General features: G+C 55.6%; 24 protein-coding genes, 2 tRNA genes and 1 pseudogene. 10 read left to right on the top strand and 17 right to left on the bottom strand.

The window, feature by feature from the left end:
- The coding region (locus HMPREF2541_RS12365) for a hypothetical protein (protein WP_210387141.1) at positions 1 to 210 on the top strand (210 nt) is incomplete at its 5' end.
- A 350-nt stretch (positions 211 to 560) separates the two neighbouring features.
- Here the strand turns inward: HMPREF2541_RS12365 and HMPREF2541_RS05435 are convergent.
- From HMPREF2541_RS05435 to HMPREF2541_RS05400, 8 genes are all read right to left on the bottom strand, one after another.
- Complete coding sequence (locus HMPREF2541_RS05435; RefSeq protein ID WP_049259040.1) at positions 561 to 752, bottom strand: hypothetical protein; 192 nt, start codon at positions 750 to 752, stop codon at positions 561 to 563.
- A gap of 563 nt (positions 753 to 1,315) precedes the next feature.
- Positions 1,316 to 1,401: transfer RNA gene (locus HMPREF2541_RS05430), tRNA-Leu, on the bottom strand.
- 20 nt (positions 1,402 to 1,421) lie between these two features.
- Positions 1,422 to 1,766 (bottom strand): preprotein translocase subunit SecG, encoded by a 345-nt coding sequence (gene secG, locus HMPREF2541_RS05425; RefSeq protein ID WP_023887171.1) that lies wholly within the window; start codon positions 1,764 to 1,766, stop codon positions 1,422 to 1,424.
- A 14-nt stretch (positions 1,767 to 1,780) separates the two neighbouring features.
- Entirely contained in the window at positions 1,781 to 2,524 is a 744-nt protein-coding gene (gene tpiA / locus HMPREF2541_RS05420; RefSeq protein ID WP_070542141.1) for a triose-phosphate isomerase, read from the bottom strand.
- A 37-nt stretch (positions 2,525 to 2,561) separates the two neighbouring features.
- Complete coding sequence (plsX, locus tag HMPREF2541_RS05415; protein ID WP_003824256.1) at positions 2,562 to 3,617, bottom strand: phosphate acyltransferase PlsX; 1,056 nt, start codon at positions 3,615 to 3,617, stop codon at positions 2,562 to 2,564.
- Between the two features lie 95 nt (positions 3,618 to 3,712).
- Positions 3,713 to 4,246: a phosphoribosyltransferase gene (locus HMPREF2541_RS05410; protein ID WP_003824257.1), complete on the bottom strand. Its 534-nt coding sequence runs from the start codon at positions 4,244 to 4,246 to the stop codon at positions 3,713 to 3,715.
- 226 nt (positions 4,247 to 4,472) lie between these two features.
- The gene (gene rpmF, locus HMPREF2541_RS05405; protein WP_003824258.1) at positions 4,473 to 4,652 is read right to left on the bottom strand and encodes a 50S ribosomal protein L32; all 180 of its coding nucleotides are present in this window, start codon (positions 4,650 to 4,652) and stop codon (positions 4,473 to 4,475) included.
- A 36-nt stretch (positions 4,653 to 4,688) separates the two neighbouring features.
- Positions 4,689 to 5,192 carry a YceD family protein gene (locus HMPREF2541_RS05400; RefSeq protein ID WP_003824259.1) on the bottom strand — a complete coding sequence of 168 codons (504 nt, stop codon included), beginning with the start codon at positions 5,190 to 5,192 and terminating at the stop codon, positions 4,689 to 4,691.
- A 54-nt stretch (positions 5,193 to 5,246) separates the two neighbouring features.
- Here HMPREF2541_RS05400 and HMPREF2541_RS05395 point away from each other — a divergent pair, with 54 nt between their 5' ends.
- The 4 genes from HMPREF2541_RS05395 (at position 5,247) to HMPREF2541_RS05380 (ending at position 8,868) form a co-directional block, all read left to right on the top strand.
- Positions 5,247 to 5,837, top strand: a complete 591-nt coding sequence (locus HMPREF2541_RS05395; protein ID WP_064086191.1) for a Maf family protein — start codon at positions 5,247 to 5,249, stop codon at positions 5,835 to 5,837.
- Positions 5,838 to 5,907: 70 nt separating this feature from the next.
- On the top strand, positions 5,908 to 6,303 hold the full coding sequence (locus HMPREF2541_RS05390; protein WP_141744206.1) for a hypothetical protein: 396 nt from the start codon (positions 5,908 to 5,910) through the stop codon (positions 6,301 to 6,303).
- 85 nt (positions 6,304 to 6,388) lie between these two features.
- Positions 6,389 to 7,132 (top strand): SAM-dependent methyltransferase, encoded by a 744-nt coding sequence (locus tag HMPREF2541_RS05385; RefSeq protein ID WP_064086193.1) that lies wholly within the window; start codon positions 6,389 to 6,391, stop codon positions 7,130 to 7,132.
- Between the two features lie 167 nt (positions 7,133 to 7,299).
- Positions 7,300 to 8,868, top strand: a complete 1,569-nt coding sequence (locus tag HMPREF2541_RS05380; protein ID WP_003824266.1) for a glycosyltransferase family 2 protein — start codon at positions 7,300 to 7,302, stop codon at positions 8,866 to 8,868.
- Here the strand turns inward: HMPREF2541_RS05380 and HMPREF2541_RS12360 are convergent.
- The 6 genes and pseudogenes from HMPREF2541_RS12360 to HMPREF2541_RS05355 form a co-directional block, all read right to left on the bottom strand.
- Positions 8,866 to 8,972 (bottom strand): annotated as a pseudogene (locus tag HMPREF2541_RS12360) (IS5/IS1182 family transposase); the annotation flags it as partial. The gene HMPREF2541_RS05380 and the pseudogene HMPREF2541_RS12360 sit on opposite strands and share 3 nt — an antisense overlap.
- 76 nt (positions 8,973 to 9,048) lie before the next feature.
- A complete protein-coding gene (locus HMPREF2541_RS05375) occupies positions 9,049 to 9,828 on the bottom strand; it encodes an amino acid ABC transporter permease (RefSeq protein ID WP_003824267.1) in 780 nt (259 codons plus the stop codon).
- Positions 9,829 to 10,191: 363 nt separating this feature from the next.
- Positions 10,192 to 10,929, bottom strand: a complete 738-nt coding sequence (gene pyrF, locus HMPREF2541_RS05370; protein WP_064087716.1) for an orotidine-5'-phosphate decarboxylase — start codon at positions 10,927 to 10,929, stop codon at positions 10,192 to 10,194.
- A gap of 86 nt (positions 10,930 to 11,015) precedes the next feature.
- On the bottom strand, positions 11,016 to 11,525 hold the full coding sequence (locus tag HMPREF2541_RS05365; RefSeq protein WP_003824270.1) for a DMP19 family protein: 510 nt from the start codon (positions 11,523 to 11,525) through the stop codon (positions 11,016 to 11,018).
- A gap of 74 nt (positions 11,526 to 11,599) precedes the next feature.
- Entirely contained in the window at positions 11,600 to 12,778 is a 1,179-nt protein-coding gene (lapB, locus tag HMPREF2541_RS05360; protein ID WP_070542136.1) for a lipopolysaccharide assembly protein LapB, read from the bottom strand.
- Between the two features lie 4 nt (positions 12,779 to 12,782).
- Positions 12,783 to 13,112: a LapA family protein gene (locus HMPREF2541_RS05355; RefSeq protein WP_003824272.1), complete on the bottom strand. Its 330-nt coding sequence runs from the start codon at positions 13,110 to 13,112 to the stop codon at positions 12,783 to 12,785.
- Between the two features lie 253 nt (positions 13,113 to 13,365).
- Between HMPREF2541_RS05355 and HMPREF2541_RS05350 the strand changes: the two genes are divergently transcribed.
- Complete coding sequence (locus tag HMPREF2541_RS05350) at positions 13,366 to 13,710, top strand: cupin domain-containing protein (RefSeq protein ID WP_003824275.1); 345 nt, start codon at positions 13,366 to 13,368, stop codon at positions 13,708 to 13,710.
- Between the two features lie 306 nt (positions 13,711 to 14,016).
- Positions 14,017 to 14,697 (top strand): ACP-like domain-containing protein, encoded by a 681-nt coding sequence (locus HMPREF2541_RS05345; protein ID WP_003824276.1) that lies wholly within the window; start codon positions 14,017 to 14,019, stop codon positions 14,695 to 14,697.
- A gap of 67 nt (positions 14,698 to 14,764) precedes the next feature.
- On the opposite strand, the gene HMPREF2541_RS05340 is transcribed toward HMPREF2541_RS05345, so the two are convergent.
- From HMPREF2541_RS05340 to ubiM, 3 genes are all read right to left on the bottom strand, one after another.
- Positions 14,765 to 15,055, bottom strand: a complete 291-nt coding sequence (locus tag HMPREF2541_RS05340; protein ID WP_003824277.1) for a hypothetical protein — start codon at positions 15,053 to 15,055, stop codon at positions 14,765 to 14,767.
- 122 nt (positions 15,056 to 15,177) lie between these two features.
- Positions 15,178 to 15,253, bottom strand: a tRNA-Thr gene (locus HMPREF2541_RS05335).
- A 189-nt stretch (positions 15,254 to 15,442) separates the two neighbouring features.
- Positions 15,443 to 16,615, bottom strand: a complete 1,173-nt coding sequence (gene ubiM, locus HMPREF2541_RS05330) for a 5-demethoxyubiquinol-8 5-hydroxylase UbiM (protein WP_035580807.1) — start codon at positions 16,613 to 16,615, stop codon at positions 15,443 to 15,445.
- A gap of 210 nt (positions 16,616 to 16,825) precedes the next feature.
- On the opposite strand from ubiM, the gene HMPREF2541_RS05325 reads away from it, so the two are divergent.
- From HMPREF2541_RS05325 to HMPREF2541_RS05315, 3 genes are all read left to right on the top strand, one after another.
- Entirely contained in the window at positions 16,826 to 17,425 is a 600-nt protein-coding gene (locus HMPREF2541_RS05325; protein WP_070542133.1) for a Smr/MutS family protein, read from the top strand.
- A 329-nt stretch (positions 17,426 to 17,754) separates the two neighbouring features.
- Positions 17,755 to 20,439, top strand: coding sequence for a pyruvate dehydrogenase (acetyl-transferring), homodimeric type (gene aceE / locus HMPREF2541_RS05320; RefSeq protein ID WP_003824283.1), 2,685 nt, complete (start codon positions 17,755 to 17,757; stop codon positions 20,437 to 20,439).
- A gap of 71 nt (positions 20,440 to 20,510) precedes the next feature.
- Positions 20,511 to 21,128, top strand: coding sequence for a hypothetical protein (locus HMPREF2541_RS05315; RefSeq protein ID WP_070542130.1), 618 nt, complete (start codon positions 20,511 to 20,513; stop codon positions 21,126 to 21,128).
- Positions 21,129 to 21,182: the final 54 nt, after the last annotated feature.

Here is a 21,182-nt window from a genome sequence, read left to right as displayed (position 1 = left end):
GATTGTTTTTCAGGTAGCCTGACAGATTATTTTTGGTTAGAATTCTGCCTGAACCTGTTAGCTGCAAGAGACGCCCAGGCAATAAAAGCCCGGAACGACTTGCTGGCAAACAGGTTTTTCTTTCTTTCACAACTGCTCGTATATATTGTTAACATTCAAATTCTTATATTGAAAGGGTTTACTGATAAACTCAGATTGTTTTTCAGGTAGCCTGACAGATTATTTTTAGTTAGAATCTTTACACGGCTTGTGTTTCAATTAGGCAGGCGGGGCAATTGGAGCCTCGAGCGCCCTAAAAATTCATAAGCCCTTTTTATTACCACGGTTCGTTGAGTCACCAAGACATTGGTACTATATTGACCTCAATGTCAGGCACTCCCTCTTCGACACGAGAGCGTATAGGGCTGGGCTGCGTAGGGCAGATTACGTCATACCCCGTACCTGTCCCACTGCCTGATGTCCATCTCCATGAAAGGCAGTCAACCGCCAGATATTGCTGTCTTCTACTTTCTGAACGCCATGCGGTTACACCTTACGCTACGATTCAGCGGCAGCATTGCTTACTCTTCCGATTCATTCCCCATCTTTTGGTTCAATTCCTCCTTAGTTTTCGCCAGCGCCTGCTTCATCGCTTCGGCGGCTTGCGGATTGAGGTTCAGTTTTTGAAACAGGCTCACCAGTGGGTCGCTCGTCTGCCCGCTCGAAGAATTGCCTGCTGTCTGCGCTTCGTCCGTGTTCTTGTTTGTAGTCATTTATCGTTCGCTCCAAAAGTTGCTGTTTACCTGGTGCCGCCTGCTCGCCGAACACATTGGCTTGATTGGGGTTGCCTTGTGCGGCCAATGTATCGTAATAGTTGCGCAGTAGCGTGGCAATACGGCCAGCTATGCAGGGAAGGTATGTTTAACTAGGAATGTCCAAGCAAACTACCTTATCTAGAAATGACAATGTATAAATTGCAAATAAAAAGCCCTGAAGACAATCAGGGCTGCCTTGCCGCAAACTCGGACTTTTCCCGATGGGCGGAGAAACAAGGCTGAGATTAGTGTATTGATTAGGTAGGATACTGTCAAGATGCAGGCTAGGGTGCGCTGAACTTCGATCAATAGCAGGCTCTACTGTGCGGTATTTAAGTCTGCATTATGTGTAAACAATGCTGCCGTGAGTTTCTTTTCTACCTTTGTTTTTCTTATTGCTTGGCCGCCTGAGGTTTTGGCTATTTGAACTAATCGGTGGGCGCTTGCAGTAGCTTGGCAGATTGTGTTGGATGGTATTAGACGTAAAAAACAGCCCGAAAAATCGGGCTGTTTTTGTTTGATGGTGCCGACAATGAGACTTGAACTCATACGACCTACGGTCACTACCCCCTCAAGATAGCGTGTCTACCAATTCCACCATGTCGGCTGAAAAATCAGAATTTGTTTTTACTCCGGAATAACCGGCTGGCTGGCTGCTGCTGGTTGCGAAGCGGCCGGAGCGTGATGCTGTGCTGCAGCAGGTGCATCCAAACCCAGTTTGTTACCGCTGCCCTGCTTGGATGAAATGATGCTGAGTGCTAAGCAGCAGCAGAAAAATACAGTGGCGGCGATAGCGGTGCTGCGGCTGAGGAAGTTGGCGCTGCCGGCAGAACCGAATACGCCTTGCGCGCTGCCCGTGCCAAAAGCGGCACCGGCATCAGCACCCTTGCCCTGCTGCATCAGCACCAAGCCGATGACAGCAATCGAGGCAAAGCCGCCGATAATCATAATAAGGGTTTTGAAAGCTTCCATGTTTGTTTCGCTATTTATTGTTTTGCTGCGGCTTGAACGATGGCGGCAAAACTGTCGGCCTGCAAGGATGCGCCGCCGACTAAGGCACCGTCTACATTTGGCAGGGTCAGGATGGTTTGTGCATTTTGTGCATTGACACTGCCGCCGTAAAGAGCGCGGATATTAGCACTCTTGTTGGCGAAAGACAAGAGTTCTGCGTAAATAAAAGCGTGCATATCGGCAATTTGTTCGGGCGAAGCCACTTGTCCGGTACCGATAGCCCATACTGGCTCGTAGGCAACGGCAATATGGGGCATGACTTTGCCGCGCAATACAGAGAGTTGTTCGGCCACTACAGCTTGCTCCTGCGCAGCTTGGCGTTGTGCTAGGGTTTCACCCACGCACAGAATCGGGGTGAGGCCGGCGGCTAAGGCATTGTCTAATTTAGCGGAGAGGGTCTCGTTGTTTTCGCCGAAATATTGGCGGCGTTCAGAGTGGCCGAGTAGAACGAATTGTGCACCAAGGTCGGCCAGCATGGCAGCAGAGGTTTCTCCGGTAAACGCACCGTCTTTATCGAATCGGCTGACATCTTGTGCGCCGACGGGCAGAGCGGGCGCAGCTTGTTTTAAGTCGAGCAGATAGGGCAGGGGGGCGGCAATACCGGTGCAGACGTTTTCAGGTAGCCTTTGTGCCGCCCAAGCTTGGGCGAATGCCGCTGTTGAGCTGCGGCGGCCGTTCATTTTCCAGTTGCCAATAATCCAGGGTTGTTGCCAATTCATGCTGTGCCGTCCTTTCGGTTGTGGGATGGTCGTGGGCTTATTCTGCGGGGTTGGTTACGGTTTGAGTTTGTTCTGCTGCGGCAGTCAGGCGTGCCATTTGGGTGGCGATGCCTTGTTCGATTTTGGCCATGGAGTCGGACTCGACTTCGTGGTAGGCCTCGAGCAGGGCATATTTGAAGGCTTCTACGTCTGCGCCGCCGTGGCTTTTGATCACGATGCCGCGCAGGCCGAGGAAGATGGCGCCGTTAAACTTGCGCGGGTCGAGGCGGTTTTTGAAGCCGCGCAGGGTGGGCAGTGCCAGCAGGGCGGCAAGTTTGTTCAGCCAGTTACGGCTGAACTCTTCGCGGATAATACCGCCGATGAATTTAACCGCTCCTTCAATGGCTTTTAGTACGGCATTGCCGGTAAAGCCGTCGGCCACCACAACGTCAACTTCGCCACTGAATACAGCGTTGCCTTCCACATTACCAACAAAATTCAGCGGGCTTTGTTGCAACAGGTGGTGTGCTTCTTTAATTACGCTACCGCCTTTGATGTCTTCAGTGCCGACATTCAGCAGGCCGATGCGCGGTTGGCTGTTACGCGGATACATGGCGCCGAACAGCTCTCCACCCATTACGGCAAATTGCAGCAGCTGGGCGGCGGAGCAATCCACGTTGGCGCCCAAATCCAGCATCAGGGCGAGACCGCCGCCTTTGGAGGGCATGAATTTGGCAATCGCCGGCCGGTCGATACCGGGCAGGGTTTTGAGCACGAAGCGGGCGGTGGCCATTAGTGCGCCGGTGTTGCCGGCAGATACAGCGGCCTGTGCAACACCTTCTTTCACCTGGCTGATGGCCACACGCATGGAGGAGTCTTTTTTGTTTTTCAAGGCCGACTGCGGGGCTTCGTCCATGCCCACCACTTGGCTGGCATGTATGATTTGCAGCCGCTCGTGTGAGGCGTGTTCGCCCAGCGCACTGCGGACGGCTTCTTCATCGCCTACCAGAATGAGTTTGACATCGGTTTTTTCTTGCAGGAAGGCCAAGGCTGCCGGAATGGTAACCGTAAGGCCGGCATCGCCGCCCATGGCGTCTATGGCTAAAGTAATCATTGGATTCTGTGCTTCTGTTGTGTTCCGTTGCCGTGCCATGAGGCTACCTGAAAAATAGAATGGAATAGCGGCGGACGGATGGTTTCAGGTAGCCCTTAGGGCAGTTGCGGTTTTTGAGCGGCTAGTGCGTTGTGTTCGGTGATGTCGTCGGCATCCCAGGGGTAGTTGATCCACCAATCGGGCGTAACCAGGCCGCTGAAATAGGCGATATCGGGCGGGAGGATGCCTTTTTTTGCTTTGATTTTTTCGTGCAATACAGCCACACCCATCGAGGCAAAGTCTTCTTGTTGCAGCTGCTCGAGGCAGAATTGCAGGGTAACGCGGCTGTCGTCCACTTCGTCCACCACCAAAACGTGTTTGCCTTTCAGGCTTTCCGGCATGGGGTCGAGCCATTGGACTTTCTGCACGGAATCACGAGTGGTGTGGCCCTGGTCGTTGCAGTAATAGGCGGTGGTGATGGCGTAGATTGGAATATTGAGGAAGCTGCGCAGTATCCGTGCGGGGATAAAACCGCCGCCGCCGATGGCGATCATCGCATCGTAGCGGGTGCCGGATGCTTGGATTTTTTGTGCCAATTGGCGGATGGCCTGATGAATTTCGTCGTAGGTATACCAAATTTTTTCCGACATTTTCAATCCTTTGTTGGGTCGGCGCAGCAGGGGTTGTCGTTGTTGAGGCGTCTGCGTAACGGCAGATTGTAAACAGCTGCTGAATGGAGGGCAACTAATCGGCAAGGCTGGAACCGTTTCAGGCTGCCTGAAAACTCAGCTTGCTTTGCTGCTCTATGTTTGCAATGCAAAAAAGCCAGTAATTGCTAAGGGCAATCTGCTGGCTTGGAATCGGCCTATGGCTGATTTACTCGTCTTTGGCCTTCACCACTTTACGGCCACGGTACATGCCGTTGGCAGAAATGTGGTGCGGGCGGTGTACTTCACCGGTGGCGCTGTCTACAGACAGAGCGGGGGCGGTCAGCGCGTCGTGGGCGCGGTGCATGCCGCGGCGGGAGGGGGATTTTTTGTTTTGTTGAACAGCCATGTTGCAAACTCCTGAGGATAAACCTGAATAAAATAATTAACGACCACTTTTCAACGCCGCCAAAGCAGCAAACGGATTGGGGCGATCTTGATTGACAGCATCGAGCTTATCAGAATGGCAGCTTTCGTGGCAGGGGGCATACGGCAGCGCCATCAAAATCTGCTCTTCTACCAGCGTGCCGACATCCAACTGTGCCTCCGGCAGCATGCCTTCGAGCTCTTCTTCGGCCACCATGGCTTCATCCAGCGCTTCTTCGCTGTCGAACAAAACGATATGCGCCTGTTCGTTTAAAGCAAAGGGCAGCGGCTGCATGCAGCGTTGGCAAACCAGCGACAATTGCGCTGAAACCGACAAGTCCAAATACAGGCGCTGCCGTTTGTCGCAGCCGCCCTGTAAGGCAAAAGACACCTGAGTTTGCCGTTCGGCCAAAAACTCGTGCCGGCTCACGCGCTCATCCATCTCGCTCAGCCGGATTTGGCCGGCCAGATGCTGCGCCTGTTCGGCCAGCGCTTTCGGATCAATCAAAATAGGGTCTGACATAAACGCGTCATGATATAATCAGCCGCCTGAAACGTCAATATTTTAATACGGTTTATGAACACAACTCCGCCGATTGTCCTCGCTTCTTCTTCGCTGTTCCGACGGCAGCAGCTGGTCAAGCTCGGCCTGCAATTTGACACTGCCGCACCTGATTGCGATGAAACGCCGTTGCTTGGTGAGACGCCCTGCCAAACTGCCCAACGCTTGGCCGAGGCCAAAGCCCGCGCACTGGCTGTGCATTTCCCGCGGCATTTGATTATCGGAGCCGACCAAGTGGCCTGCTGCAACGGGCAGCAGTTGGGCAAGCCGATGGACGTGGCGAAAGCACAACAAATGCTGGCTGAAACCGCCGGTCAAGAGCTGCATTTTTACAGTGCACTGTGTGTGCTCAATACGTTTTCAGGTAGCCTGCACCACCATGTGGATTCCACCATGGTAAAGATGCGCCCGCTTACCGCGCAGCAAATCGCCCGTTATCTGGAGCGCGAACCGGACGCAGTTTATTGCGCCGGCGGCGCGAAAAGCGAAGGTTTGGGCGGTGCGCTGATTGAACGCATCGACAGCAGCGATCCCAATGCCCTCATCGGCTTGCCGATTTTTCGGCTGATTGATTTTTTGCAGGCCGAAGGAGTGGCAGTTTTGTAAGCTTGGGGCTAGCTGAAATTTTAACTTTAATAGATTTGAAAGAACTGTATCGGTTTCAGAGTGGAGTGGCATGATGGATAAGGTAGAGAATCTATTTCCCGGTGCATATGTGGAGTTTTTAGCACGGTATCCAAAAGGTTTGGCTGATGCCCAATTTAAGCCTGACAATAGAACAGATAACGATGAATATTTGTTTGGCTCGATATGGGACAGCAACACTATATTCCAGCAAGATTTTTCCGATTCTCCCAATTATCTGATGCCTTCCGTAATTGCCGATGATTTGGCAAGCAACGAGGTAGATATCTGCTTTAATGCACCTGATGTGTTTTCACTGAATGAAGTAAGAAGTATGCGTGCTTTTGGCATGTGCGATACAGGGTTTATTAGTTTCAACCCTGCCGATAGCTCAGTGTGTATTGTTTATGCAGATGGTTTTATAGACAAAATAGCTAAATTCTTTTGAAGAATTTATTTTAAGCCTACATGAATAGGCAGACTCCGAAAAATGCTGATTTTTCAGTAGCCTTTTCTAAGCCAGCAACAAAACTATGCAACCCACTTTATTCCTTATCCCCACCCCGCTAGGCAGCCCGGATACCCCCTGCCTTCTGCCACACGAGCAAAAGCTGCTGGCCGGGCTCACCGACTTTGTGGTTGAAGGCGAGAAAACCGCCCGCGCCTGTTTGCGCCATTTCGGTTTGAATGCCCCGCTGCAAGAGTTGAGCCTGCGCACGTTAAACAAACACACCGAACCAGCCGAATTGCCCGATTTGCTGCAACCGTTACGCCAAGGCCGCAGCATGGGCCTGCTCAGCGAAGCCGGTTGCCCCGCGGTGGCCGACCCCGGCGCGGCGCTGGTGGCGCTGGCGCATCGCGCCGGATTTGCCGTGTGGCCGCTGGTGGGCCCATCCAGCCTGATGCTCGCCCTGATGGCCTCCGGCGCCAACGGCCAGCAGTTTGCCTTCCGCGGTTATTTGCCCGCTGATTCTGCCGGGCGGGTAGGCTACCTGAAAACCATCGAGCAGGATTCGCAGCACCGCAACGAAAGCCAAATCTTTATCGAAACACCGTATCGCAACAACGCCCTGCTGGCCGATGCCGTGGCCGCGCTGCAAGCCGATACCCTGCTGTGCGCCGCCAGCAACCTCACCCTGCCGGAACAGCGCATCATCAGCATGACGGCGGGTGAATGGCGCAAACAGCCGCAACTGCCCGACCTGCACAAGCAGCCGACCGTATTTGTGGTGTATGCCGCCGGCCAAGTGCCAGCACCTGCCCGTAAACGGCGTTAGAGGCTACCTGAAACCTTGGCTCGGCTGCTTTTGAACGCCTTGTTTTTGGCGAAACCCGATTTGCTCGTTTTAGCTTCGCAGAAACTCACTTCGTTTGTTTTAACGGCGTTAAGGCTTCGCTTTCAGGTAGCCTTTGCCATCCAATCGTATTCAATAGAAGAGGCCTTATGACCCCCATCCCCGTGAGCATCACCATGCTGGTGAAAAACGCCGAGCGGCACTTGGAAGCCTGCCTGACCGCACTGGCCGCATTTGACGAAATCATCGTGCTCGACAACGGCTCCACCGACCGCACGCTCGACATTGCCCGCCGCTTCCCCAATGTGGCCGTGCACCATCACGAATTTATCGGCTTCGGCCCGATGAAAAACCTAGCCGCCGGTTTGGCGCGCAACGATTGGGTGCTCAATATCGACAGCGACGAAATCCTGCCGCCCGAGCAAGTGGAAGCAATCCGCGCGCTGGATTGGGGCGACAGCGGCAAAATCTACGCCCTGCCGCGCCTGAACCACTATCGCGGCCGCCCCATCAAAAGCTGCGGCTGGTATCCGGATTGGGTGAAACGCCTCTACCACCGCCAAACCGTGCGCTTCAACGACAACCAAGTGCATGAATCCCTAATCGAACCGGCCGGCAGCAGCGTGGTGAGGCTACCTGAAAAACATCCGCTCCTGCATTACTCGTTCGACGGCGCCGCCGCCCTCATCAGCAAAATGCAGCACTACACCGATTTGTTTGCCGCACAGCAGCAATTCAAACGGCGAGCTTCCGTGATCAGCGCGGTGGGGCACGGCGCGGCAGCGTTTTTCAAAAACTATATTTTGAAACGCGGCATGTTCGACGGCGGCGACGGCTGGACGATTGCCTTTGCCAACGCCAGCGGCGCCTACTACAAATACATCAAGCTGCACGAGGCCAACCAGCGGCTTACCGTGTCGCTCATCATCACCACCTATAACCGCCCCGACGCACTGGAAGCCGTGTTGCGCTCGGTGCTGGCGCAGCGCGTGCTGCCGCAGGAAGTGATTGTGGCCGACGACGGCTCGCGCGACGATACCCGTGCCGTGGTCGAACGCTATCGGGCGCAGTTCCCGGTGCCGCTGTTGCACGCCTGGCAGCCCGACGACGGCTTCCGCCTGGCTGAATCGCGCAACCGCGCCTTGGCGCAGGCGGGCAGCGACTATATCGTGATTATCGACGGCGATATGGTGCTGCATCCCGAATTTATCGCCGACCACAAACACGCTGCGAAAAAAGGCCTGTTTGTGCAGGGCAGCCGCGTGATCCTCACGCCGGAGAAAACCAACGAGCTGCTGGCCAACCCTTCAAGCTACCGCGTGCTCAAATGGTATGAAAAGGGCTTGGAAAAACGTTTTGAAAAACGCTTCTCCGCCTGCCGCCTGCCGTGGTTTTCCCAGCGCATCCTGCGCCGCGAAACCCGCGATGATTTTCACGGCATCCGCGGCTGCAATATGGCTTTCTTCCGCGAAGATGCGCTGAAAATCAATGGCTTCAACAGCGATTTTGTCGGCTGGGGGCGCGAAGACAGCGAATTTGTCGCCCGCTTTTTCAACAACGGCGGCCAACGTGCCAACCTGAAATTCGCCGCCGTGGCCTATCACCTCTACCACCCCGAAGCCGAACGCGCCGCCCTGCCGGAAAACGACCGCCTGCTGGCCGCTGCTCAGGAGCAGAAGTTGGTATGGTGCGAAAATGGAGTAGATCGGTTTTTATAGTGAATTTAACTTAAACCAGTACAGCGTTGCCTCGCCTTGCCGTACTATTTGTACTGTCTGCGGCTCGCCTCCTTGTCCTGATTTAAATTTAATCCACTATATCTGCAGAGTAAGCGTTGCGGATTGATAAAAAGGCTATCTGAACAATCAGGTAGCCTTTTGTTTGCTGGAAACAGGTGGCTAGCGGTTGCCGTCGGTATTGTATTTTTTCTCCAGGCGGGCGAAGAACCAGGCCAGTGCCATGGTAAGCATCAGGTAAACCAAGGCGATGAAGTAATATGGCTCTTCATACACATAATAGCGGCCGGCCGCGCTCTTGGCGACATAGGTGAGCTCGGCTACGGCGATGGTGGCCAAAAGCGAGCTGTCTTTAAGCAGGGTGATGAACTCGTTGCCCAATGGGCCGAGCATGCGGCGCAGGGTTTGCGGAAGGATGATGTAGCGCATGGCTTGGCCGTAGCTCAAACCGAGCGAGCGGGCAGCTTCCATTTGGCCGCGGTCGATGGATTTGATGCCGGAGCGGAACACTTCGGTGATGTAGGCGCCGGAGTTGAAGGAGAGTGCCAAGACACCAGCCACCAACGGGGCATAGTTTTGGCGCAGGTAAACAGCCAAATCGCCGCTGATCAAGAGGCCGTTTTGCTGGTGCACCAAAAGGGGAGACCACACGTTGTGCCAAATGAAAATCTGCACCAGCATCGGTGTGCCGCGGAATAGGGTAACGTAGAGGCGCGAGCATTGTTGCAGCAGCCACAACAGGCCTTTGGTAACGATGTTGCCTTTTTCGATTCGAATCACGCGGATCAGGGCATTGCACAAACCCAGAATCATGCCGAAAAAGGTGGCGGCAGCGGCGATGCCGATGGTGGCCAGCACGCCGAAGAAGAACATTTGGCGATATTCGTAGATAATCGGAAAATGTTGGGAAAACAGTTGAATAAGGCCGGTTTCGCTGCTCATAGAAATCTTAGCTCAGTTGCAGAATTGTTTACAGATTTTGACGAAATAAGGGGCGGATTGTACAAGAAAACGGCGGGCTTGTCAGTTGGCGGTAAGTGGCCGGAAAGGGGATGGTTGGCGGCAAAATGAATATAGTGGATTAAAATAAGAATGCTACGGCGTTGGCTCGCCTTGCCGTATTGCTCATACTGTCTGCGGCTCGCCGCCTTGTCCCATTCTTATTTTAATCCACTATAAAGGCTACCTGAAAACGAAGCTTCAACGCAGTTCAAACGAACGAAGCGGGTTTGTTAAATCCCGGCTTCTTTGGGCTTCATTTTTAGGTAGCCTCTGCTTTCAGGTAGCCTGATTGCGATTAGCTGTTTAGTCGGCAGGGTTGGCCAGGCGGTTGATTTCGGCCAGCACGGCGGCGGGGTCGGGCGCTTGGGTGATGGGTCGGCCCATCACGAGATAGCTGCTGCCGGCCTCGAGGGCTTGGGCGGGGGTCATGATGCGGCGCTGGTCGTCTTGGTTGCCGCCTGGGTTGGGGCGGATGCCGGGCGTAACCAGCACAAATTCGCTGCCGCGCTGCCGGCGCAGGGTGGCGGCTTCGTGCGGGGAGCAGACCACGCCGTCGAGGCCGGATTGCTGCGCCAGGGCGGCCCAGCGGGATGCCCAATCGGCAATGGGGGCATTGAGGCCGAGTTCGTTGAGGTCGGCCTGTTCCATGCTGGTGAGCACAGTTACGCCGATGAGCAGGGGGCGTTGGCGGTGGTTGGCCACGGCTTCGGCGGCGGCTTCCATCATGCGGCGGCCGCCGGCGGTGTGCATATCCACCATCCACACGCCCATGTCGGCGGCCACGCGGCAGGCGGCGGCCACGGTGTTGGGGATGTCGTGGTATTTGAGGTCGAGGAAGAGTTGGAAGCCTTGGTTGATTAGGGCTTCGGCCAGACGCCGGCCGGTGGCGGTAAACAGCTCTTTACCGATTTTGAGGCGGCACAAATCGGGGCTTAAGCGGCGCACGAAGGCGAGGGTGTCGGCTTCGTTGGCAAAGTCGAGGGCGACGATAACGGGGGTGCGGCGGGCGGGCGGAGCGGAGTCGAGGATAAGGGGATTCATAGAAATAGGAGCGGATGGGGTTGAAATAGAAAAAGGCTACCTGAAAGCCGTGTTGCTAAGAAATAGGTTTCAGGTAGCCTTTAAAATTAAGCATCAAGCGGGGGCATGGGGCTGCCGCTTTCTCCAGCTGCGGCAGTGAGCTCGGCGAATTCTACTGGGTGGCGGCGGATATAGGGGCAGACGGTGCAGAAGTCGTCTTCCGATACCAGGCAGTAGTCGGCATCGAGCTCGTCGAACTGGGGGAATTGCGCGCGCAACTCTTCAATGCTGCTGCCATTTTGGGCGGCGGCTTGGATGGCGGCACCGTGCTGTTGGTAAAGGGCACGGGCGCGGTCGATGATGTTGGGAGTATCGCAAACGCCCCATTGGCGCAGGTATTCAGCGGTTTCGTGGGAGAGGGCATGTTCGCCCCGGCCATCGGCAATCAGCAGCACGAAGCCGTCGTCTTCCATCAGAAGGTCGAGGCTGAGGTAGGCGAGTAGGGCGCGTTGGGCACCGCTGTAACGTTCGATAAAACGGTCGCTGTGGCGGATGCGGTGTGTCCACACGTGGAGCATGCGGTACATTTGGTTGATGGTCATCATATTATTGGACATTTTATTTCTCCTTTAGAACTAAACTACGATGGAACTAAACTACGGTACTACGGTGAAACTAAATTTCGGTGAAGCTAAACTTCAATTTTGTTGGGTGTAAAGGTCTCCCATTTGTTGCAGGCGGGGCAGTGCCAGAAGAACACTTGCGATTTGAAGTGGCAGTGGCGGCAGCGGTACATCACGTTTTTCTGCAGGGTGCGCCCGATTACGCCGCGCATCATGTCGGCATCGCTCTTCCAGGCGGGGTCGAGGTTGTTCAGGCGCAGGCCGAGCAGGCGGTATACGCCGCCGAGGTCGGGCTTTTGGCGCACGAGTTCAACGGCGGTTTCGGCCGCTTTTTCTTCGCCGTAGAGCAGCAGCGATTTTTCGTATACCACATTGATTAAATCAAGCTGGGGGAAGGTTTTCAGGTAGCCTGTGAGTACGGCGAGGCCGGCGGCGGCTTCGCCTTGGGCATCGTATGCGTCATACAGTTTTTCGCCCACCATGCTCAAGTAAGCATGGTTTTGTTTTTCGATGGCGGTGTAGGCGGCCACGGCGGCGGGGTAGTTGCCCAGCTTTTGCTCCAAATCGCCGAGAATCATGTTGGCGCGGGCACATTTGCGGTTGGCGTCCAATGCTTTGGCAATATTGGTACGGGCTTGCTCGAAGTCGGATTTAAACAGGGCGGCTTGTGCCAGCTCGCAGTGGAATTGGGCGATTTCGAAGCGGTAGGTTTGTTCGTCGTGGCTGAGCAGCTGGGCGGTGTCGATGGCTTTGGCCCAATCGCGGTCTTGCTGGTAGATATTCAGCAGCACTTGGCGGGCTTGGGCGGCCATATTGCCTTGTTGCAGGCCGAGGAAAATCTGCTCGGCGCGGTCTACCAGGCCGGCTCTTTGGTAGTCTTGCCCAAGCTCAAACAGCACTTGGTTGCGCTTTTCGCCCACGGTTTCTGGCGCCTCGAGCAGGGCTTGGTGCAGGCGGATGGCTTTATCGTTTTCGCCGCGCTGGCGGTAGAGTTTGCCTAGGGTGAGGTGCAGCTCATAGGTGTTGTCGCCGGCGGGCAGCAGGTCGGTCATGTCGGCCAGGTGGCGGGCGGCGCTGCCGAGGTTGCGGTCTACCAAGGCATCCAGGCTGGCGTAAAACGCGGTGGGCACGGATTTGGCCTGCTTAAGCACGGCTTTCATGTCTACCCGGGCGGCAAACCAGCCCATGGCAAAGAAGACGGGCAGCAGGATAATCGGGGTGAGCCACCACCAAATATTGCCGTCCATACGCCTATTCCTTCACCGGGGCGGTGTCGGGCACAGGCTGGGCGGCATCGGCGGGCGCGGGTGTTTGCAGCTGCTCCTGCGCGATCCGGGCGTTTTTGCGCACTTCGTTGCGCAGGCGGTTGTTTTCATGACGCAAGGAGAGCAGGCGGCCAAACATGGAAAACACGCCGAACACTGCGCCGATAACGAAAAACGCCAAGAGCAGCAGAATCAGCGGCAGGCTGATTTCGCTGCCGGGCAGGTAGCTGAAGCTGACGAGATGGGTGTTGAATGCGGCTAAAACGATAAAAACCGCCAAAAGCAGCAGTTTGATGATGAGCGAAAACAGTTTCATGAAGCTAGGCCTTTCGTCATGCGGGCGGGAATGGATATCAATGACGAAGTGTAAACTATTTGGGGGGTTTCAGGTAGCCTACCGGGCAGCGGGAAGGCTACCTGAAAATATGTTATGATGGTTTCAACTTATTAAGTTTGCCGCCAGCTAGCCTGCATTAGGCGGCTAACCATTTCAAACAATAATAAAATATCCAATCAAACCCTGCCGGCCGGATTTTTCTCCCACCTGTTAACAAATAAGGAGCAATCTGATGTCTGCAACTGCTGTAACCCCCGTATCCGAATCCCTATTCAAACTCGGCCTGAACCAGGCGCTGCCCGTGAGCGAGCAGGCCACCACTTCGCGCACCGTGCTGAACAACGACTTGCTGCGCGTGGTGGCTTTTACGCTGGATGCCGGCCAAGTGCTAACCGAGCACACCTCCACCAAGGCCGTGGTGGTTACCCTGCTGGAAGGCGAGATGGATTTTTCCATCGGCGCACGCCACGAAATTCTGCATGCAGGCGATGTGGTGTATCTCGCCCCGAACGAACGCCATGCGCTGAGCGCCGTGAGTGCTTGCCGGATGCAGCTGGTGATGGTGAACGTGGATTGAGCTTGGATAAAGCAACAGGCGCGGTGTGCCGAACCGCGCCTGTTTTGTTGAGGCTACCTGAAAATAAAATGGCGGCTGGATAAGGCTGTTTTCAGGTAGCCTTTGCTTTGATTTCAGGCTGCCTGAAACATGATTTGCCCATACAGCCGCTACAAACTTTAACCTAGGGCTAACCGTAGCTTAAGAAAACGGTCTGTTACAATGCACTCGTTGTTCTGCATTGGGTTTTGGCCGTGCAAAAGGCCAATCCGCCTAGAGAACGCCAATTACATTCCAACTACATTCCAACATGAAGGGAGTTTGAAAATGAAATTTTGGCAATCAACAGCATTAGCTGCTTTGGCTGTGGGCATCGCTGCCCCGGCATTCGCTGCCGGCGGCACCGTGTCTTATGTCTGCCAACAAGGCAAACAGGTGGATGTGAGCTATCAGTTCAACAGCCGCGGCAAACCGGTGTCTGCCCGCGCGCGCCTCAACGGCAGCAACCGCAATATGGCTTTCGATGCGCGCCGCTCCGACAGCACGGGCACTGCGTTTAAAGACCGTGCCGGCTACAACCTGACCGGCCCGGTGCTTACCGCCCGCAACTACCGTAGCGAAGAAGGCATCAGCATCCTCTCGCCGCGTAGCGAATTCCTGTATAAAGACTGTAATCCGCGCCAAAACGAGCCGGCCCGCCAAGCTCCGCCCGCTGCAGCCCGTAGCGGCAGCGTGGCCTATGTGTGCCAGCAAGGCCGCCGCTTGAATGTGAATTACCACTTCAACTCTGCCGGTGTGCCCACCAGCGCCGAACTGCGCGTGAATAACCGCAATCTGCGCCTGCCGTACAACCTGTCGGCTTCCGACAATGTGGACACCGTATTCAGCGCCAACGGCTACCGCCTGACCACCAATGCCATGGATTCGGCCAACTACCGCAGCCAAGACATCATCGTGAGCGCGCCCAACGGCCAGATGCTGTATAAAGATTGTTCTCCTGCCCGTTAATCGGAGTGGCGGATAAGCAAACAGGCACAACTTTGCGGTTGTGCCTGTTTTGTTTGGCTGTGGTGTTTCAGGTAGCCTTTGAGGGTTCAATGATGGCCAGCAGCTCTTCTGCCCAATCGGTTTGTGCCAAATCGGAAAAGCGGATGCTCAAGCCGTCGGCCAAGTCGTTGGCTACGATGAAGTCGTTGCCTTGAAACGTGATTGCCCACATATCCGCATTCGGCGCCATGGCGTAGTCTGATAAGTGGATGCACGGATGTTGCCGTAGGGCAGTGTCGATATATTGGCTGGATATATCGCCGGCGTGGGCAGATGGCAGCTCCCACAGGGAGGCATTGAGCTTGAAGGGTGTGCGCATAGTGGTAAGTAAAGCAGGCTACCTGAAATTGAGTTAGTCCAAAGTTTGTCCAAAGTGCCAGAGAGCATACAGACAAGAAAAATCGCAAACCAGCATAACTAGCTGATTTGCGATTAGGATTTTGGTGCCGGCGGCAGGAATCGAACTCGCGACCCCCTGATTACAAGTCAGGTGCTCTACCAACTGAGCTACACCGGCAAGAAGCGGCGAATTATGCCGATGTTGTGCGCATTTGGCAAGAGGGTGCAGCAAAAAATGGGAGAAACGTGGTTTTGCAGCAACTTGGATAGGGGTTAAGAATAGGGTAGTGCCGCATATGTTTTTAGGTAGCCTGTTGCGGGAACAGGCTACCTGAAAATACGTTCGCGGCGCTGAAGCGGCTGCAACCTAACCGGTGAGCTGTTTGGTAATCAGTTTTTTCACCGGCGGCAGGTGGTTGCTCAGGCGCAGTACGGTATTGCGCAGCAATTTGGCGGGCGGGGTTTCGTTGGTGAAGAGTTTCACCACGAAGTTCGTGCCGTGATACAGCGCGCGGGTGTGCAGGATGTGTTTGGCTTCGTATTTTTCCAAAAGCTTGGTATCGGCGATGTCTTGGCCGGAAGCGGCAGCCTGCACGATGAGGCCGGCCAGGATGTCGGCGCTGGCGAGGCCGAGGTTGAAGCCGTGGGCGGTAACGGGGTGCATACCCACGGCGGCGTCGCCGATGAGGGCGGTGCGGCGGGCGGAGAAGCGGCGGGCATGTACGCCAACCAAGGGATATGTGTGGATGCTGCCGGCGGGGGTCATCTTGCCGAGCTGGCCTTGCAGGTGTTGCTCAAGGTCGGCGGCCAGCGCTTCGGGGCTGAGTTCGGTGATTTCATGCAGGCGGCGGTTGTCGATGGTGATGACGCAGTTGGTCATGTGTTCGCCCAGCGGCAGCAGGGCGATGGTGCGGCCGTAGCTGAAGCATTCGTAAGCGGTGTTTTCGTTGGAGGTGGTGTGTGAGAAACGGGCCACGAGCACGGTGCGGCCGAAGTCGTGCATGTCGGCGGAAATGCCGGCCTGGCGGCGGGTTTGCGAGAAGCGGCTGTCAGCGGCGATGAGTAGGCGGGCGGATACGGTGTCGCCGTTGTCGAGCAGGATGCTCACGCCCTCTTCACCGTTTACGGCTTCCTGCACTTTATGGCCGGTGAGGAAATGGACGTTTTCATGCTGGCTGGCGGCTTGGTAGGCAGCGCGGCGGATATCGTGGTTGGATACGAGGAAGCCGAGCTGGCCTTTGCCGTCGGTGGGCGGGGGGAAGTTGAGGGTGTAGGGGGAACTGCCGTTGATCACTTTGGCGGCTTTGAGCGGGTAGATGCCTTCGGCGGGGATATGTTGCCACAGGCCGAGTTTTTCCATGATGCCGCGCGAGGGGTGGGTGAGGGCGATTTCGCGGCCGTCGTAGGGCGGGTTGGCCAGGGTTTCCTGGCTGCTTTGTTCGATGAGCAGGATGTTCAGGCCGCTGGGGGCGGCTGCGGCGGCGAAGCTGAGACCGGCCGGGCCGGCGCCGATAACGACGATATCGCAAGTGTGCTGCATGGTGAAGCTCCTCTTGGGGTGGCAGGGAAATGGTTGTGCCGGATTATACCGCAAGTATGCGGGCGGCTGCGGGGAGGGTGTGGCGAAACTGGCTTTCAGGTAGCCTATTTGCAATCAGGCTACCTGAAAATCGTGTGGAGGTATTCGCTTGTGCTGCTTCGGTTATAAAATAGCCGGATAAAAAGATGAAATTAGATATGGAGCCGGATAATGGATAAACAGGATACGCAAAAGCTGTTGCAGCAATTGGGCAAGGAGGCGAAGCGGCGGCAGGAAGAGGCTGCGGCGCAGGCTAAGCGGCAGCGTCGGGACGAGCCGGATTTTGCGGCGGCGGTGGGCAAGGTTACGCCGCTGAAAAACAGTAATCGGGTGGCTGCGCCGAAAGACAATAAGCCTTTGAAACGGCGGTTTGATGAGATGGAATGGGATGAGGAGGAGTATTTCTACGTGAGTGCCGACAGCGAGCACGAGCCGCCACGTTCGTTTTGCAAAAATGGCCGCGGGCAGGATGATATCCGCCGCCTGGTGGCCGGGCATTGGCCGTGCGTTGGGCGTTTGGATTTGCACGGTTGCACGCGTGAGGAGGCGCAGCGGGAGTTGAGCGAGTTTATTGAGGAAGTGTTGCGCCGTGGGGTGTGCGCGGAAATAGTGCACGGCAGCGGGCTGGGTTCGCACGGCTTTGTGCCGGTGTTGAAAAGCTTGGTGCGCCGCTGGCTGATGGCACATCCGGAAGTGCTGGCTTATGCCGAGCCGCATGGTGCGAACGATGGGGCGGTGATCATTTTATTGCGCAAACGGCGCACGGGGTAGGCGTTTCTGTTTTGTTGTTTTATGTATAAGCTATCCCAGGTTGTTTTCGGATGATTTTTTAGGCAGCGGGGTGCTGGAACAGGGTTTGTGCCTTGAAGAATAAAGGCTTTAAAAGTCTGAATAAAAACGTTGCCAATCAGGCGCAAGACTGTTAATATTCCACGGAAATACAGAGTGTTGCAGCATTGTCGGCGCGGTGGAAATTTTCGGAAAACAACAGTTTCCCGGTTCGGCTGTTTAAGCATATGCTTTTATGGCCGATTTTTGCTGTGTTGCCAAACGAAAAAGCGAAGCTCTTTGATTAACCCAAGTAAAGAGGATAAGGATTTATGTCTGCCGAAAAACATGATATCGACCCGATTGAAACCCAGGAGTGGTTGGATGCGCTCAGTTCCGTGCTAGAAAACGAAGGCTCGGAGCGGGCGCATTTTCTGTTGGAAAACTTGGTGCGCTACACCCGCCGTCGCGGCGTGCACCTGCCGTTTAGCGCCACCACCGCGTATCTGAACACCATCCCGGTCGGCAAGGAGCAGAAATCACCCGGCAATCAAGAGCTGGAACACCGCATCCGCGCTGCCATCCGCTGGAATGCTGCCGCCATGGTGCTGCGTGCCGGCAAAAAAGATTTGGAATTGGGCGGCCACATCGCTTCCTTCCAGTCTTCCGCTACTTTGTATGACGTGGGCTTCAACCACTTCTGGCGTGCCAAAGACGAAGCTGCCGGTGAAGAAGGCGATTTGATTTATGTTCAAGGCCACTCTGCTCCCGGCATTTATTCCCGCGCCTTCGTGGAAGGCCGCCTGAGCGAAGATCAGCTGAACAACTTCCGCCAAGAAGTGGGCGGTAACGGCCTGCCGTCTTATCCGCACCCGCACCTGATGCCTGATTTCTGGCAGTTCCCCACTGTATCCATGGGCTTGGGCCCGTTGATGGCGATTTACCAAGCCCGCTTCCTGAAATATTTGGAGTCTCGAGGCCTGGCCAAAACCAAGGGCCGCAAAGTATGGTGCTTCTGCGGCGACGGCGAGATGGACGAGCCGGAAAGCCAAGGCGCTATCGCTTTGGCCGCCCGCGAAGGCTTGGACAACCTGATTTTCGTTATTAACTGCAACCTGCAGCGTTTGGACGGCCCGGTGCGCGGCAACGGCAAAATCATCCAAGAACTGGAAGGCAACTTCCGCGGCGCAGGCTGGAATGTATTGAAAGTGATTTGGGGGCGCCGTTGGGACGGTCTCTTGGCACGCGACACCAACCACGCCCTGAAGCAGCGCATGGAAGAATGCTTGGATGGAGACTACCAAACCTTCAAGTCCAAAGACGGCGCATACGTTCGCGAACACTTCTTCAACACGCCCGAACTGAAAGCACTCGTGGCTGATATGTCTGACGACGAAATCTGGGCCTTAAACCGTGGCGGCCACGACCCGTACAAAGTTTACGCTGCTTATCATGAAGCCGTGAACAACGCCGGCGGTCGCCCCACTGTGATTTTGGCCAAAACCATCAAAGGCTACGGCATGGGTGCATCCGGCGAAGGCCAAAACGTTGCCCACCAAGCCAAGAAAATGGACGTGAAGTCGCTCAAACAGTTCCGCGACCGCTTTGGTATTCAGGTAACCGACGAGCAAATCGACAGTGGCGACTTGCCCTACTTCCGCTTTGCTGAAGACAGCCCGGAAATGCAATACCTGCGCGAACGTCGCAACGCCTTGGGCGGTTACTTGCCGGCACGTAATCCGAACAACGAAGCCCTGCCGATTCCGGCTCTGGAAACCTTCGACGCCCAGCTGCAATCCAGCGGCGATCGCGAATTCTCCACCACCATGGCTTTCGTACGCATCTTGGCTGCTTTGTTGAAAGACAAGCAAATCGGCCGCCGCATCGTGCCGATTGTGCCCGATGAGAGCCGCACCTTCGGTATGGAAGGTATGTTCCGCCAATACGGCATTTGGAACCCGAAAGGTCAGCAGTACACCCCGCAGGATAAAGACCAGCTGATGTTCTACAAAGAGAGCGTGGATGGCCAAATTCTGCAGGAAGGCATCAACGAGCCGGGTGCTATGGCCGACTGGATTGCTGCTTCCACCAGCTATGCCAACAACCGTTACGCCATGATTCCGTTCTACATCTACTACTCCATGTTCGGTTTCCAACGCATCGGCGATTTGGCTTGGGCTGCCGGCGACATGCACGCACGCGGCTTCCTCTTGGGCGGCACCGCAGGCCGCACCACTCTCAATGGCGAAGGCCTGCAACACGAAGACGGCCACAGCCAGCTGCAAGCCGACCTGATTCCGAACTGCGTCAGCTACGACCCGACCTTCCAATACGAAGTGGCCGTAATCGTACACAACGGTCTGCAACGCATGTACGTGGATAACGAAGACGTATTCTTCTACATCACCCTGATGAACGAAAACTACGCCCACCCCGCCATGCCGCAACGCAAAGGCATCGAGCAGGAAATCCTCAAAGGTATGTATCTATTCCGCGAAGGCGGCAAAGGCGACAAACGCGTTCAGCTGATGGGCTCCGGCACCATCCTGCAGGAAGTGATCCACGCTGCCGATTTGCTGAAAAACGATTTCGGTGTGGAAGCCGACATCTGGTCTTGCCCCTCGTTCAACCTGCTGCACCGCGAAGCCATCGAAACTGACCGTTGGAACCGCCTGCATCCGGCTGCCGAGCAGAAACTGCCCTTCGTGAGCCAGCAGCTGCAAGGCCATGCCGGCCCGGTTGTCGCTGCTACTGACTACATCCGCAGCTTTGCCGATCGCATCCGCGCCTACATCCCCAAAGAAAACGGCGATTATGTAGTGCTCGGTACCGACGGTTTCGGCCGCTCCGACAGCCGCGCCAACCTGCGCAGCTTCTTCGAAGTAGACCGCTACCATGTGGCCGTGGCTGCGCTGGACGCTTTGGCCAAACAAGGCAAAGTGGGCAAAGACGTGGTGCAGAAAGCCATCGAGAAATACGGCGTTCAAACCGAAGTTGCCCCCAGCTGGAAACGCTAATCCCGGCCTGAAGTTTTCAGGTAGCCTTGCCCCCGCGGTAGAGGCTACCTGAAAAACAGAAAAGGAAAAATATGAAACCCTTATTCGTTGTATGCTCCGTCGCCTTGCTGGCTGCTTGCGTTTCCAATGCGCCGGTGGTGCAGGAAGAAAGCACCAGCTACGACAGCAGCACCCAAGCACGCGTGCGCCTTTACGGCCAAAACCAAAAACCCACCATTATGGTGAGCGGCATCGACTGCGAAGCCGAAGATCGGCGAGCCCGCCGCGGCCATAAAGTGAACGTGGGCGGCAGTTTGGGCGATGCGTTCGGCTCGTTTGCCGGTACGGCCAGAAGCCGCAGTTTGGGCATAGCCGAAACCGAACACAGCAAAAACATCGGACAAATGAACGGTATCCTCTCGCGGGCATTTTTCCGCGAGTATGCCGTGCCGGCCGGCAAAGCTGTGAACGTACAGGCTGCCTATATCGGCTTGCGGAATGCGATGGAAGGCGCTACCGAAACCGTCATCCAACACGAAGGCTCGTGCAACACCCGCATGGCTTCATTCGTGCCCCAGGCCGGGCACGATTACGAAGTGATCGGCCTGTCCGGGCGGCGCTGTGCCGTGGCCGTGTATGAAGTCGGCACCCAAGGCGAGTTGAAGCCGGTGGAATTGCAAGACGCGGTAAGCTGCCGAAGAAGGCGTTAAGTTAACGGTGTCTGAATCTGTTCAGACCATATCCAACCGAATACCAAAGGAACT

The organism is Eikenella sp. HMSC061C02 (assembly GCF_001809035.1).
Lineage (GTDB): Bacteria > Pseudomonadota > Gammaproteobacteria > Burkholderiales > Neisseriaceae > Eikenella > Eikenella corrodens.
The sequence above is the reverse complement of the archived record's forward strand: the minus strand, read 5'-3'. Positions and strand labels throughout refer to the sequence as shown.